The following is a 12,568-nucleotide window of genomic DNA, read 5'->3' on the forward strand; positions in this document are numbered from 1 at the left end:
ACATGGACGGACCGCTGTGGACAGACGCGCACGCGCCCGACCTCGACGAGATCCGGCAGGACGAGGCCCGCGACCGCCTGCGTCGGGCCGTCGACGAGCCGATGAACCTCGTCGTCCAGGGGCCGCCGGGAGTCGGGAAGACGGCGGCGGCGCGCGCGCTCGCGGCGGCGTCGCACGCCGACCCGGATGCCGACCTGATCGAGATCAACGTCGCCGACTTCTTCGGGCGGACAAAAAAGGAGATCCGGACCGACCCGCGGTTCGAGGGGTTCCTCGCGGGCCGAAGCTCGATGGCGAAACGCGACATGATAAACCGCGTGCTGAAGGAGTCCGCGTCGTACGCGCCGATGTCCGGTGAGTACAAGACGGTCCTGTTGGACAACGCGGAGGCGATCCGCGAGGACTTCCAGCAGGCGCTGCGCCGCGTGATGGAGAAGCACCACCGCACCACCCAGTTCGTGATCGCGACGCGCCAGCCCTCGAAGCTCATCGCCCCGATCCGGTCGCGCTGCTTCCCGGTCCGCGTCCGATCGCCGACCACCGACGAGGCGATCGACGTCCTGGAAGCGATCTGCGAGCGCGAGGGCGTCGACTACGACGGCGACGGGCTGGAGTTCGTCGCCAGCGCGGCCGGCGGCGACCTCCGGGAGGCGATCCTCTCGGCGCAGGCGACCGCGGTCGAGGGCGGCGAGATCACCATGTCGACCGCCTACGAGACGCTCGGCGACGTGGGCGACGACGACGCGATCCGCGCGGCGCTCGCCGACGCCCGCGCCGGCGACCTGGCGGACGCCCGCTCGGCGCTCGACGACCTGCTCGACGAGGGGTACGACGGCCAGGAGCTGCTCCGCGAGACGCTCCGCGTCGCCCGCGCCGGCTCCGAGTACGGCGGCGACGACCTCGCGCGCCTCCACGCGCTCGCGGGCGAGGCCGACCTCGACCTGTCCGACGGGCTCCACGACACGACCCACCTCGTCCACCTGCTCGCGGCGTGGGCGGCGGGGCGGACCGAGCTCTCGCCCGGTCTCCGGGACGCGGAGGCGGCGCCGTGACCCGCCGCCCGCCGCTCTCGCGGCTGCTCCCCTTCCCGGTCGTCGACGCCGCGTGGGACCTGGCGCTCGTCCCCGCGCTCGCGGGCGCCGTCGCGCTGCCGTTCGTCCCGCCCGTCGGCGCCGCGCTCGTCGCGCTCGCCGTCGTGGTCCTTTGGTTCCACCGCGACCCGGCGCGCGACCCGCCGAGGGGCGACGAGACGGTCGTTTCCCCGGCCGACGGCACCGTCTCCGTGGTCCGCGAGGAGGGCTCGCGGCTCCGCGTCGGCGTGTTCATGAACGTCACCGACGTGCACGTGAACCGCGCGCCGCTCGCGGGCGAGGTGCGCGAGGTCCGCCACCGTCCCGGCGCGAACCGCCCGGCGTTCGACAAGGAGTCGGACCGCAACGAGCAGGTCGCGATCGACTTCGGGGAGTACGAGCTGCTCGTCATCGCGGGCTGGTTCGCCCGGCGGATCCACCCGTCGGTCGAGCCGGGGGACCGCGTCGAGCGCGGCGACCGCGTCGGACACGTCTCGTTCGGCTCTCGCGCCGACGTGGTGCTGCCCGCGGACGTGAGCCGCGACGACCTGCTCGTCGCCGAGGGCGACGGCGTCCGCGCGGGCGAGACGATCATCGCGGAGCGGCCGGACGCGGCCGACCCCGCGGCGTGACCGTCGAACACCGATCGACTGAGATACCACGCGAGACCCCGGATTTCGGGCGTACACTTTTCTTTGGCGGCGGTGACGCTTCTCGCGCATGCCCGACGACACCATCCACGAGTCGAGTCGGTCGCGGACCCGACAGGGGCTGGCCACGTACCTCCGCCGGATCGCCCGCGCGCTCGGTCGCGGCGAACCCGTACCGGTCGACGAAGGCGGGACGGTGACGGTCGACGCGGCCGGGACCGGCGACGTCGAGGTCGAACTCGAACGGGAGGACGGCACGGTCCGCTTCGAGATCGAGGTGGAGTGGCCCGACGAAGAGGTCGCCGTCGACGAGGACGCGAGCGCGAGCAGGGCGACGTTCGAACTGTTCCGTGACAAGGCCGACGAGTACCGCTGGCGGCTCCGCCACGAGAACGGCAACATCATCGCCGACGGCGGCGAGGGATACGCCGACAAGCGCGACGCCAGCTCCGGGATCGAGAGCGTCCAGCGGAACGCGGCGGGCGCGCACGTGATCGACGTCTCGCGCGACGAGGAGGCGCCCGAGGAGGGCGGCAGCGACGCCGCGTTCGAGCTGTTCCGCGACAAGGCCGACGAGTACCGCTGGCGGCTCCGCCACGAGAACGGCAACATCATCGCCGACAGCGGACAGGGGTACGCCTCCAAGCAGAAGGCGAAACAGGGCCTCACCAGCGTCAAGTCGAACGCGCCGGGCGCGGCCGTCGAGGAGCCGGACGAGTAGGTCTCGGTCCAGCGGCGAGGCGCCCGCGGTCCGACCGCCGCCCCGCCGGCGGCGCGACCGCGGACCGCACCGCTTATTCGCCGGCCTTCACTACCTCTGAGCGACATGGACGCGCTCGACGCCAAGTACCCGTTCTTCGCGAGCGCCCGCGAGGCGGTCGCGTCGGCCGCGGTGTCGCTGCCGGAGCTCGTCGCGACCGACGCCCCGGCGGTCGACCGCGCCCGCGAGCGCGTCGAACGCGCCCTCCTCGAGGGGACCGTCGCCTCGGAGAGCGGCGCGTTCCCCGGCGAGTCCGCGTACGACGCCCAGGCGGAGCTGCTCTCGTACCCCATCGCGCGGATCCTCGTCTCGCTGCTCGACTCCGACCCCGCCATCGAGAAGTACGCCGCCGCGGAGGCGGCGACCGCCGTGGAGCGGGTCCGCCGCGACTTGGAGACCGACGACGAGCTGCGGTCCGTGTCGACCGCGACGGTCGGGCTCGACGACCTGCTCGCCGAGTTCGACCTCGCCGACGCCGTGCGACCGGACGCGACCGCGCCCGCCGGCGCCCGCGGCGCGGGTGCGGCGGCGGGCGGCGGGGCCGGCCGCGACCCCGACAGCTACCGGATCGACGTCGGCCCCTACCTCCGGCTCACCTCCCCCGAGTGGGGCGACTCGTGGCGGCTGGTCAACCGGGCGCTCGCCGACGGCGCGGTGCGGGTCTCCCGCGAGGAGCTGCTCGCGGCGCTGGAGGCCGCCGTCGAGGCGCGGGTCGCCGAGGGGCTCCCCTTCGAACTCGGTGCCGACGAGGAGATCGCCGCGGCGCTGGAGTCGCGCGTCGCCGACCTCCGCCGGCTGCTCTCCGAGCGGACGTACGCCGAGCCGCCGGACGTCGTCGCCCCCGCGCTGTTCCCGCCGTGTATGACGAACCTGATCGAGAAGGCGGAGCGCGACACTGCGCTCTCCGCGGCCGAGTCGTTCGCGCTGATGGCGTTCCTCGTCGGTATCGGCATGACGCCCGACGAGGTCGTCGCCTTCTGCGCCGACACCAGCCTCGACGCCGAGGGGATCCGTTACCAGACCGAGTTCCTCACCGACGACCGCGGGACCCAGTACCCCCCGCCGACCTGCGAGACGCTGGCGAACTACGGCATCTGTCACAACGAGGACGACCACATGCAGGTCGCGCCGGACCCCCTCTCGTACTACGAAAAGCGAGTGGCGGCGGCCGACGACGTGACCGACTGGCGGGCGGACCGCGAAACCGACGGGACGGGAGCGGCGTGAGCGCGGCGAATCGAACGCGGCGACAGAAACAGCGGACCGCTGCGGCTCGACGGCCTTACGAGCCGCCGTTCGCCCGCATCAGGAAGGTCCCGACGCCGGCCATCAGCAGGACGAACCCGGTCAGGAGCCCGACGAGCGCGATCGCCCCCGCCTCCGGGAGGACCGTCGACCCGCCGAAGGTGACCCCGATGGCGACCAGCCCGACGATGAACACCGCGGCCGCCGCCAGCGAGACCGCGATCTGCCGACGGAACTCCGCATCGATTTCCATGTTCGCGGCTTCCCGTCGCCGCTAAAAAAGGACTTCGATGAGGGCGGCACCCCGCTCTGGGCGCGAACAGGGCCGAACCGGGGCGAAACACCCGATTCTCCGCGGTTCGCCGGTGCGTTTACCAGTCTCGGGTCCCTATCTTCGGTCGAAGCGAGGCCCCCGCCTCGCGGTCGCCCATGACGCACACCCGAAACACAGCCGCGTCACCCGCCGATCCGAACCGCTCCGACACGCCCCGAGCGACGCGTTCGTCCCCGGCCGACGAGCGGGCCGAGCGGGCCCTCTCGGAGCCGATGACCGTCCGCCAGCTCCCGGACCGTCGGTACGTCGTCGACACCGACGGCGGCACGTACGTCGTTGCCCTCGACGCCGGGCGCTGTACCTGTCCCGACCACGCCATCCGCGGCGCCCGCTGTAAGCACCTGCGCCGCGTCGCGCTGTCGGTGACCGCCGGCGTCGTCCCCGCTCCCGACGAGCGCGTCGGCGCCTGCGCGGTCTGCGGGACGGCGACGTTCGTCCCCGCCGACGAGGGCGGGTCGTACCTCTGTGACGCCCACGCGTTCGACCCGGGAACCGTCGTCAGCGACCGCGAGACGGGCGACCGGCTCGTCGTGACCGCGGTCACGACCGAGCGCGCCGACGAGTACCGGACCGACGACGGCCGCCCCCTCGTCGACTACGCGTCGAACGCCGCGTACGGCGCCCACGAGCCCGCCGTCGAAGCCGTCTACGTCTCGTCGCTCCGTCCGGACTTCGCGCCCCGCGACGCGCGGACGTACGCCTTCCCGGCCTCGCGGCTCACCGCGCCAGAAACGTGATGTCCCGCCGCAGCGAGTACCCGCGCGGCACGCCGACGACCTCGACGCACTCCTCGCAGAGCACCCGCTCGTAGTCCCGGTTCGTGTCCTTCTCCAGCAGCGAGACGTCCGCGAGCGGGTACACCTCCCCGCACCGCGCGCACTCGGCTTTGTCTCCGTCGACGATGTTCATTACACACGTCTATCAGAGATTGACATATAAATTCGCGGACGACGTTATCACTCCGGATAGCGGGTCGTTGAAAAATCGGTACGGGTCGACGCGGTCGGCGTCGAGGGAGTCGCGCGCCGGCTCAGCCGAACAGCTCGCCGAGCCCTTCGCCGCCGTCGCCCTCGTCCTCGTCGTCGTCCGCCTCGTCGGCGGCGTCGGCCTCGTCGGCCTCGTCCTCGTCGTCGTCGTCCGCCTCGGCGGCGGCGTCGGCGTCGGCGGCGCCACCGGCGGACGCGCCGGCGGCCGGGGCCGCGGCGGCCGTCTCGATGGCCTCCTCGATGTCGACGTCCTCCAGCGCGGCGACGAGCGCCTTGACGCGGGACTCCTCGACGTCGACGCCGGCGGCTTCCAGCACGCCGGTGACGTTGTCTTCGTTGATCTCTTCGCCAGTCTCGTTCAGGATGAGCGCAGCGTAAACGTATTCCATTGGTGTGTACCTCGTGTTATCCGAACATCGCGCCGAGTCCTTCGCCGCCGTCGTCGCCGTCGTCGTCGGCGTCGTCGTCGGCCTCCTCGGCGTCTTCCGTGTTGTCGTCCGCCTGTTCCTCTTCCTCGTCGGCGTCGTCCGTCGCCGGCTCCGCGGCCGGCGCGGCCTCGACGCCCTGGAGCTCCTCGGGGAGCGCCTCCTCGTCGTCGATCTGCGCCGCGAGCGCGCGGAGCTGGGCGTCGGCCTTCCCGATCAGGTCGGGCACGACGTCCGGGCTCTCGATCTCCGCGAACAGGCCGACGGACTTCGCCTCGCCGGACGCCTTCGCGATGAGGGCGCCGGCGGTGGCGGCCGTCGGGTACGCGGCGTTGATCGAGAGGTTGCGCGCGGCGGCCGCGGCGGACCGGACGTCCGCCTCGTACTCGTCGACGTCGAGTTCGAGCTCGTCGGGCTCGAACAGCACGCCCTCGGAGTAGACGGCCTTCAGGTCGAGGCCGACCTCCTTGGGCTCGATGCCGAGCTCGACGAGGACGTTCGCGAGGTCGTCGTCGACGACCTCGCCCTCCTCCAGCACGGTCGAGTCCTCGGTCACCTTGATCGAGCCGTCCATGATGCGGGCGGCCGCGCCCACGGTCTGGAGCTCGCCGACGAACGGCCCCGGGTCGACGCCGGTGTCGCCCTCGGGGATCACGATGTCGTTGGGGGCCACCTCGCCCGCGTTGATCGGGGCGGGGGTCTTCGAGGCTTCGAGCTGCTTGAAGAGGCCGAACGGGTTGTCGTTGGTGCCGACGAGCGCCACCTGGCCGCTGACGTACTCCGTCAGCGCCTCGACGCCGTCGCCGACCTCCTCGAGCGCCCGGTTCGTGAGCGTGTTGCGGCTCATGCGGACGGCGGCCGAGCCGTGGAGCTCCCGGCGCATGGCCTGGAGCTGCCGGCTCGGGATGCCGGACACGCCGACGATCCCGACGGACTGGTAGGAGTCGATGAACTCGACGAGCTCGTCGACCTCCTCCCGCTTCCACTCGGGGATCGTCTCGGTCTTGCGGACCGAGCTCATACGGGCACCTCCTTCGCGGGACCCATCGTGGTCTTCACGTAGATCCCGTCGATGTTGAGCGGGCCCTTCTCGAGGTTCGCTTCGAGTCGCCGGATGATGACGTCGATGTTGTCCGAGATCGCGTCGGCGCCCATGTCCTCGGCGCCGACGCGGGTGTGGAACGTGCGCCGGTCGCGCGACCGGAGCTGCACCGTGTTCTTCATCCGGTTGACTGTGTCGACGACGTCGTCGTCCGGCTGCAGTGGGGTAGGCATCTTCCCGCGCGGACCGAGGACGGTACCGAGGTACCGACCGATGTCCTGCATCAGGTTGGCCTCGGCGACGAAGAAGTCGGTGTCGTCGGCGAGGTCCTTTGCGCGGTCGTCGTCGTCTCCGAGGTCTTCGAGGTCGTCGCTGTCGAGCACTTCGTCAGCGACCTCCTCTGCGCGGACGGCGGTTTCGCCCTCCGCGAAGACGACGATCTGTGTCTCCTGCCCCGTTCCAGCCGGCAGCACGACGGACTCGTCGATACGGTTCGACGGATCGTTGAGGTCGAGGTCTCGCAGGTTGATCGCGATGTCCACGGTCTCGCGGAAGTTCCGCTCGGGCGCATCGTCGAGTGCGAGGGTTACGGCCTCTTGTATTGTGTCTGCCATTTTCACCTCCGTAGTACGCAGGTCGCTCCTACGGGTCAGTGAAACAGGCGAAGCCTGTCTCATCGGAGAGTGGTTCATCGGAGGTTTAAAAGCGTCGAACCGCCGGTCGCCGTGTGAACCGGCGACAGGGCCGCTCCGGGTCGTTCGCGCGCTCACGTTCGGATCCGGCGCCCGTCGTCGGCCGCCGCGGGACGGATTCGACGGGCGTCGAAGGCCGAAACGTCGGATAGGGGAACCCTTTTGACGGCGGTCGCCGACCCACGAGGTAATGACGCAGGGTGGTCCGCCGTGACGATGGACGACCGTATCGAGGACCTCCGCGAGCGCCGCGAGCGGGCGGCGAAGGGCGGGGGCGAAGACCGGATCCAGTCGCAACACGACAAGGGGAAGATGACCGCCCGCGAGCGGATCGACTACTTCCTCGACGACGGCACCTTCCACGAGTTCGACCGGTTCCGCACCCACCGCAACCACACGTTCGGGATGGAGGAACAGCAGATCCCGGGCGACGGGGTGGTGACCGGCTACGGCGAGGTGAACGGCCGGAAGACGTTCGTGTTCGCGCACGACTTCACCGTCTTCGGCGGGTCGCTCGGCGAGGTGTTCGCCGAGAAGGTGTGTAAGGTGATGGACAAGGCGATGGACGTGGGCGCGCCGGTCGTCGGCCTCAACGACTCCGCGGGCGCCCGGATCCAGGAGGGGGTCGCCTCGCTCGGCGGCTTCGCGGAGATATTCCGGCGCAACACGGAGGCCTCGGGCGTGATCCCCCAGATCTCGGCGATCATGGGGCCGTGCGCGGGCGGCGCGGTGTACTCCCCCGCCATCACGGACTTCACCTTCATGGTGAAAGAAACCTCCCACATGTTCATCACCGGGCCGGACGTCATCGAGACGGTCACCGGCGAGGAGGTGAGCTTCGAGGAGCTCGGCGGCGCGGTCACTCACTCGTCGACCTCCGGCGTGGCGCACTTCGCCGAGGAGAGCGAGGAGGAGGCGCTCGACAACATCGCGCGGCTGCTGTCGTACCTCCCCGCGAACAACGTGGAGGACCCGCCGCGCGTCGAGCCGTGGGACGACCCGGAGCGCGCCGACGAGGAGCTCGCCGAGATCGTCCCCGACGCGCCCCGGAAGCCGTACGACATGAAGGACGTGATCGCGAGCGTCACCGACGAGGGCTCCTTCTTCGAGGTGCACGAGAACTTCGCGAAGAACATCGTCGTCGGCTTCGCCCGCCTCGACGGCCACTCCGTCGGCGTCGTCGCGAACAACCCCCGCGTGAACGCCGGCACGCTCGACATCGAGGCGAGTCAGAAGGGCGCGCGGTTCGTCCGCTTCTGCGACGCGTTCAACATCCCCATCGTCACCTTCGAGGACGTGCCCGGCTTCATGCCCGGCACGGACCAGGAGCACAACGGGATCATCCGCCACGGCGCGAAGCTGCTGTACGCCTTCTCGGAGGCGACCGTCCCCCTGCTCACCGTCATCACTCGGAAGGCGTACGGCGGCGCCTACTGCGTGATGTCGTCGAAGCACATCGGCGGCGACGTCAACTACGCGTGGCCCACCTCGGAGATCGCCGTGATGGGGCCGAAGGGCGCGGTAAACGTCCTCTACCGCGAGGAGCTGGCCGAGGCCGACGACCCCGACGCGCGCAGGCAGGAGCTCATCGACGAGTACCGCGAGGAGTTCGCGAACCCCTACACCGCCGCCGACCGCGGCTTCGTCGACGACGTGATCGAGCCGACCGAGACGCGCGCGCGCCTCGTGGAGGACCTGAAGATGCTGAAGGGGAAGAACTCGGACCAGCCCGCCAAGAAGCACGGCAACATCCCGATCTGATGGCGGCCGACGACCACCCGGACGAAAGGGGGGCGACCGACCCGGCGGCGACCGCCGACCCGGCGGCCGCGCTCGCCGGGCTCTCGATCCCCGACGACGCCCGCGACGACGAGGCGGCCGCCATCGCCGCCGCGGTCGCCGCCCACCTCCGCGACGGCGAACTCGCCGCCGCGGCCGCCGCGAGCGAGGCGGACGACGGCCGCGACGAGGACCGCTGGGCGTTCGCCGGCCGGATCGAGCGACTCCGCCGCCGCCGGGTGCGCGTCCCGGCCGACGCGCCCGCGGACCCGTGGACCGCGGCGGGCAGGAGCGACCGGTTCTGACGCGCCGACGCGCCGCTCCGCCTTTCGGCGTTCGTCCGCCCGACCCGTCCCTGGTCGAGTCCTCGACACGTCGAACGGCGCCGCCGGACGCGGCGGCGTCCGACCGCGTACATTCCCCCGACAGCGCGGCGTCGGTCCGCCGCGCCGTCGATCCGGCCTCTACTCAGAGCGCGTCCGCAGATACGTCCGCTGACATATATACCTGTGGTAGCGGCTCACGCGGTCGGCCGGCGCGCCCGCTCGTCGCCGGCGAGGACGCCGGCGGTCGCGCGGCCCGCGTCGGTCGCGTCCGTCGCCGTTACTCCGCCGTCTCGTCGCCGTCGTCGGGGTCGGTCGGGCCGCCTCGGCCGCCGAGGAGTCGATTGAGGACCACCGGCACGACGGCCACGAAGACGAGGAGCGCGCCGATCCGGACCGGCAGCGAGGCGTCGGTGGCCGCGGTGAGTCCGAGGTAGACGGCCGCGCCGACCAGCACGGACGGCAGCACGTACGGGTTTCCCGCGTCGAGCATGCCTCAACCTGGCGCCCGCGGTCCCCTTAACCGTCTCGGCACGGACCGACAGAGTTTGGTAGCAGTTGGTGGAAGAACCGACAGGAATGTTCGATAAGGTTCTCGTGGCGAACCGCGGCGAGATCGCGGTCCGGGTGATGCGCGCCTGTGCGGAGCTGGGCGTCGACACCGTCGCCGTCTACAGCGACGCCGACAAGCACGGCGGCCACGTCCGGTATGCGGACGAGGCGTACAACGTCGGGCCCGCCCGCGCGGCCGACTCGTACCTCGACGGCGAGGCCGTCGTCGAGGCGGCGCGGTCGGCCGGCGCGGACGCGATCCACCCCGGGTACGGCTTCCTCGCGGAGAACGCCGACTTCGCGGCCCGCGTCGAGGCCGCCGACGGGATCACCTGGGTCGGGCCGTCGAGCGACGCGATGGAGCGGCTGGGCGAGAAGACGCACGCGCGGCGCGTGATGGACGACGCCGACGTGCCGATCGTCCCCGGGACGACCGAGCCCGTCACCGACGCCGAGGCCGTCACGGACTTCGGCGACGAGCACGGCTACCCGGTCGCGATCAAGGCCGAGGGCGGCGGCGGCGGCCGCGGGATGAAGGTCGTCGAGGGCGCGGACGAGGCCGCGGAGGCGCTCGAGTCCGCCAAGCGCGAGGGCGAGGCGTACTTCTCGAACGACTCGGTGTACCTCGAACGCTACCTCCAGACCCCCCGCCACGTCGAGGTCCAGGTCGTCGCCGACGACCCGAACGGCTCGGTGAGCGAGAGCGACGTGGTCCACCTCGGCGAGCGCGACTGCTCGCTCCAGCGCCGCCACCAGAAGGTGATCGAGGAGGGGCCCTCCCCGGCGCTCTCCGACGAACTGCGCGAGAAGATCGGCGAGGCCGCCCGCCGCGGCGTCGCCGCCGCCGACTACACCAACGCCGGGACGGTCGAGTTCCTCGTCGAGGAGGACCCCGACCGCGACCCGTCGGAGCCGCTCGGTCCCGACACGCCGTTCTACTTCCTCGAAGTCAACACCCGGATCCAGGTCGAACACACCGTCACGGAGGAGCTGACGGGGATCGACATCGTCAAGGAACAGCTCCGGGTCGCCAGCGGCGAGGGCCTCTCGGTCTCGCAGGACGACGTGGAGCTCGAGGGCCACGCGATCGAGTTCCGGATCAACGCCGAGAACGCCGCCAACGACTTCCAGCCCGCCAACGAGGGGTCGCTGGAGACGTACGACCCGCCGGGCGGGATCGGCGTCCGCGTCGACGACGCGCTCCGCCAGGGCGACGAGCTGGTCACCGACTACGACTCGATGATCGCGAAGCTGATCGTCCGGGCCGGCGACCGCGAGGCGTGTCTCGCGCGCTCGAAGCGCGCGCTCGCGGAGTACGACCTGGAGGGCGTCGTCACCATCGTCCCGTTCCACCGGCTGATGCTCGACGACGAGCGCTTCGTCGACGGGACGCACACGACGAAGTACCTCGACGAGGAGCTCGACCGCGAGCTGGTCGCCGACGCGCAGGAGAAGTGGGGGACGGAGTCGGCCGCCGCGGGCGACGACGAGGAGGAAGCGGTGACCGAGCGCGAGTTCACCGTCGAGGTGAACGGCAAGCGCTTCGACGTGGAGTTAGAGGAGCGCGGCGCGCCCGCGATCCCGGTGCCCGAGAGCGGCGGCGGAAGCGGGAGCGGCGGACAGCAGCGCCCGCCGCAAGCCACCGACGACGACGGCGGCGACGATTCGGGCGTCGACGTGGCCGAGGGCGGCGAGGCCATCGACGCGGAGATGCAGGGGACGATCCTCTCGGTCGACGTCGACGAGGGCGACGAGGTCGCCGCCGGCGACGTGGTCTGCGTCCTCGAGGCGATGAAGATGGAGAACGACGTGGTCGCCGAGCGCGGCGGCACCGTCGCGAGCGTCCACGTCGGCGAGGGCGACAGCGTCGACATGGGCGACGTGCTGATCGTGCTGGAGTGAGCGGGCTACCGACCCCGGAGCCCCAGTAGCTCCCGCGTCTGCTCGGTCGTCGCCACGGGCCGCCCGAGTTCCTCGGCGAGCCGCGCCGCCCGCGCCACTAACTGCTCGTTCGTCGCCAGCTCGCCCCGCTCGTAGTACCGGTTGTCCTCTAAGCCCACCCGGACGTGCCCGCCGAGCAGCAGCGGCTGGGTCGTCATCGGGAGCTGGTGCGGGCCGAACCCGACCACGTTGAAACCCCGCGTCGGGGCGCACGCTCCGCTCCGTTCCGAGCCGATTCGATCCGGTCCGATCTGACCGACGCTGTTTAACCGACCGCCCGAGAACGGATGGCCATGGAGCCGGTCGACGACTGGCGGTCGGCGATCGACGAGGCCGGAGAGCTGACCGGCCCGATCGCGGCGGCGATCGTCGATGCCCACGGCGACCGGGGACAGCGCGCCATCGAGGCGGTCGGCGAGGGTCGCGTGAAGCGTTACCGCGACTTCACCGTCGTCGTGGGCCACGAGGACGAGTACGTCGTCGAGGGGGGTGAGTGTAACTGCGCGGACGCGACGTACAACCTCGACGCCGACGACCCCGACCAGCGCTGCTGGCACGCCATCGCGGTCGACGTCGCGGACGCGCTCGACGCCGTCGACCACCACGACATGTGGTACTCCGAGGTCCGCGAGTTCCTGTGAGGCCGCCGGGGTCCGCGCCCCGCCGCGCTCCCCGCTCTCTCCCCGTCTCGAAGCAGCCGCCGCTCGCCCGCGTGAATCGGCCGTTTTCGCGAACTTCGGTCTGAGAGTCGAAAACGTTTACAACGGCG

The 12,568-nt window shown here is 71.3% G+C and carries 15 protein-coding genes and 1 pseudogene; 9 read left to right on the forward strand and 7 right to left on the reverse strand.

What is annotated here, in order from left to right; translation table 11 throughout:
- Window positions 1-2: 2 nt before the first annotated feature.
- From EXE50_RS10170 to EXE50_RS10185, 4 genes are all read left to right on the forward strand, one after another.
- The gene (locus EXE50_RS10170; protein ID WP_121599970.1) at window positions 3-1,052 is read left to right on the forward strand and encodes an AAA family ATPase; all 1,050 of its coding nucleotides are present in this window, start codon (window positions 3-5) and stop codon (window positions 1,050-1,052) included.
- Window positions 1,049-1,702, forward strand: coding sequence for a protein sorting system archaetidylserine decarboxylase (locus tag EXE50_RS10175; RefSeq protein ID WP_053770979.1), 654 nt, complete (start codon window positions 1,049-1,051; stop codon window positions 1,700-1,702). The genes EXE50_RS10170 and EXE50_RS10175 overlap by 4 nt, the downstream gene beginning before the upstream one ends.
- An 88-nt stretch (window positions 1,703-1,790) precedes the next feature.
- Window positions 1,791-2,441, forward strand: a complete 651-nt coding sequence (locus EXE50_RS10180; protein WP_053770424.1) for an HVO_2922 family protein — start codon at window positions 1,791-1,793, stop codon at window positions 2,439-2,441.
- Between the two features lie 105 nt (window positions 2,442-2,546).
- The gene (locus EXE50_RS10185) at window positions 2,547-3,707 is read left to right on the forward strand and encodes a DNA primase (protein WP_053770425.1); all 1,161 of its coding nucleotides are present in this window, start codon (window positions 2,547-2,549) and stop codon (window positions 3,705-3,707) included.
- Window positions 3,708-3,762: 55 nt separating this feature from the next.
- On the opposite strand, the gene EXE50_RS10190 is transcribed toward EXE50_RS10185, so the two are convergent.
- A complete protein-coding gene (locus EXE50_RS10190; protein WP_053770426.1) occupies window positions 3,763-3,978 on the reverse strand; it encodes a hypothetical protein in 216 nt (71 codons plus the stop codon).
- 176 nt (window positions 3,979-4,154) lie between these two features.
- Between EXE50_RS10190 and EXE50_RS10195 the strand changes: the two genes are divergently transcribed.
- The gene (locus EXE50_RS10195) at window positions 4,155-4,796 is read left to right on the forward strand and encodes an SWIM zinc finger family protein (protein WP_121599972.1); all 642 of its coding nucleotides are present in this window, start codon (window positions 4,155-4,157) and stop codon (window positions 4,794-4,796) included.
- On the opposite strand, the gene EXE50_RS10200 is transcribed toward EXE50_RS10195, so the two are convergent.
- The 4 genes from EXE50_RS10200 to EXE50_RS10215 all read right to left on the reverse strand — a co-directional run bounded on the left by EXE50_RS10200 (window position 4,777) and on the right by EXE50_RS10215 (window position 7,126).
- Window positions 4,777-4,968 (reverse strand): hypothetical protein, encoded by a 192-nt coding sequence (locus EXE50_RS10200; protein WP_053770428.1) that lies wholly within the window; start codon window positions 4,966-4,968, stop codon window positions 4,777-4,779. The genes EXE50_RS10195 and EXE50_RS10200 overlap by 20 nt on opposite strands.
- A 121-nt stretch (window positions 4,969-5,089) precedes the next feature.
- Window positions 5,090-5,434, reverse strand: a complete 345-nt coding sequence (gene rpl12p / locus EXE50_RS10205) for a 50S ribosomal protein P1 (RefSeq protein ID WP_137705015.1) — start codon at window positions 5,432-5,434, stop codon at window positions 5,090-5,092.
- 16 nt (window positions 5,435-5,450) lie between these two features.
- Complete coding sequence (locus tag EXE50_RS10210) at window positions 5,451-6,491, reverse strand: 50S ribosomal protein L10 (protein ID WP_053770430.1); 1,041 nt, start codon at window positions 6,489-6,491, stop codon at window positions 5,451-5,453.
- Window positions 6,488-7,126 (reverse strand): 50S ribosomal protein L1, encoded by a 639-nt coding sequence (locus tag EXE50_RS10215; RefSeq protein ID WP_053770431.1) that lies wholly within the window; start codon window positions 7,124-7,126, stop codon window positions 6,488-6,490. Before EXE50_RS10215 ends, EXE50_RS10210 begins: the two co-directional genes overlap by 4 nt.
- Window positions 7,127-7,420: 294 nt before the next feature.
- Between EXE50_RS10215 and EXE50_RS10220 the strand changes: the two genes are divergently transcribed.
- Entirely contained in the window at window positions 7,421-8,965 is a 1,545-nt protein-coding gene (locus EXE50_RS10220; protein WP_053770432.1) for an acyl-CoA carboxylase subunit beta, read from the forward strand.
- On the forward strand, window positions 8,965-9,288 hold the full coding sequence (locus EXE50_RS10225) for a hypothetical protein (protein ID WP_053770433.1): 324 nt from the start codon (window positions 8,965-8,967) through the stop codon (window positions 9,286-9,288). The genes EXE50_RS10220 and EXE50_RS10225 overlap by 1 nt, the downstream gene beginning before the upstream one ends.
- Window positions 9,289-9,586: 298 nt before the next feature.
- On the opposite strand, the gene EXE50_RS10230 is transcribed toward EXE50_RS10225, so the two are convergent.
- On the reverse strand, window positions 9,587-9,799 hold the full coding sequence (locus EXE50_RS10230; protein WP_053770434.1) for a hypothetical protein: 213 nt from the start codon (window positions 9,797-9,799) through the stop codon (window positions 9,587-9,589).
- 86 nt (window positions 9,800-9,885) lie between these two features.
- Between EXE50_RS10230 and EXE50_RS10235 the strand changes: the two genes are divergently transcribed.
- Complete coding sequence (locus tag EXE50_RS10235; protein ID WP_137705016.1) at window positions 9,886-11,760, forward strand: biotin carboxylase N-terminal domain-containing protein; 1,875 nt, start codon at window positions 9,886-9,888, stop codon at window positions 11,758-11,760.
- Window positions 11,761-11,765: 5 nt separating this feature from the next.
- On the opposite strand, the pseudogene EXE50_RS17960 reads toward EXE50_RS10235, so the two are convergent.
- A pseudogene (locus EXE50_RS17960) lies at window positions 11,766-11,996 on the reverse strand (3-keto-5-aminohexanoate cleavage protein); the annotation flags it as partial.
- Between the two features lie 96 nt (window positions 11,997-12,092).
- Between EXE50_RS17960 and EXE50_RS10245 the strand changes: the two are divergent.
- A complete protein-coding gene (locus EXE50_RS10245; protein WP_053770437.1) occupies window positions 12,093-12,440 on the forward strand; it encodes a hypothetical protein in 348 nt (115 codons plus the stop codon).
- Window positions 12,441-12,568: the final 128 nt, after the last annotated feature.

The organism is Halorubrum sp. ARQ200 (assembly GCF_005435115.1).
Lineage (GTDB): Archaea > Halobacteriota > Halobacteria > Halobacteriales > Haloferacaceae > Halorubrum > Halorubrum tropicale.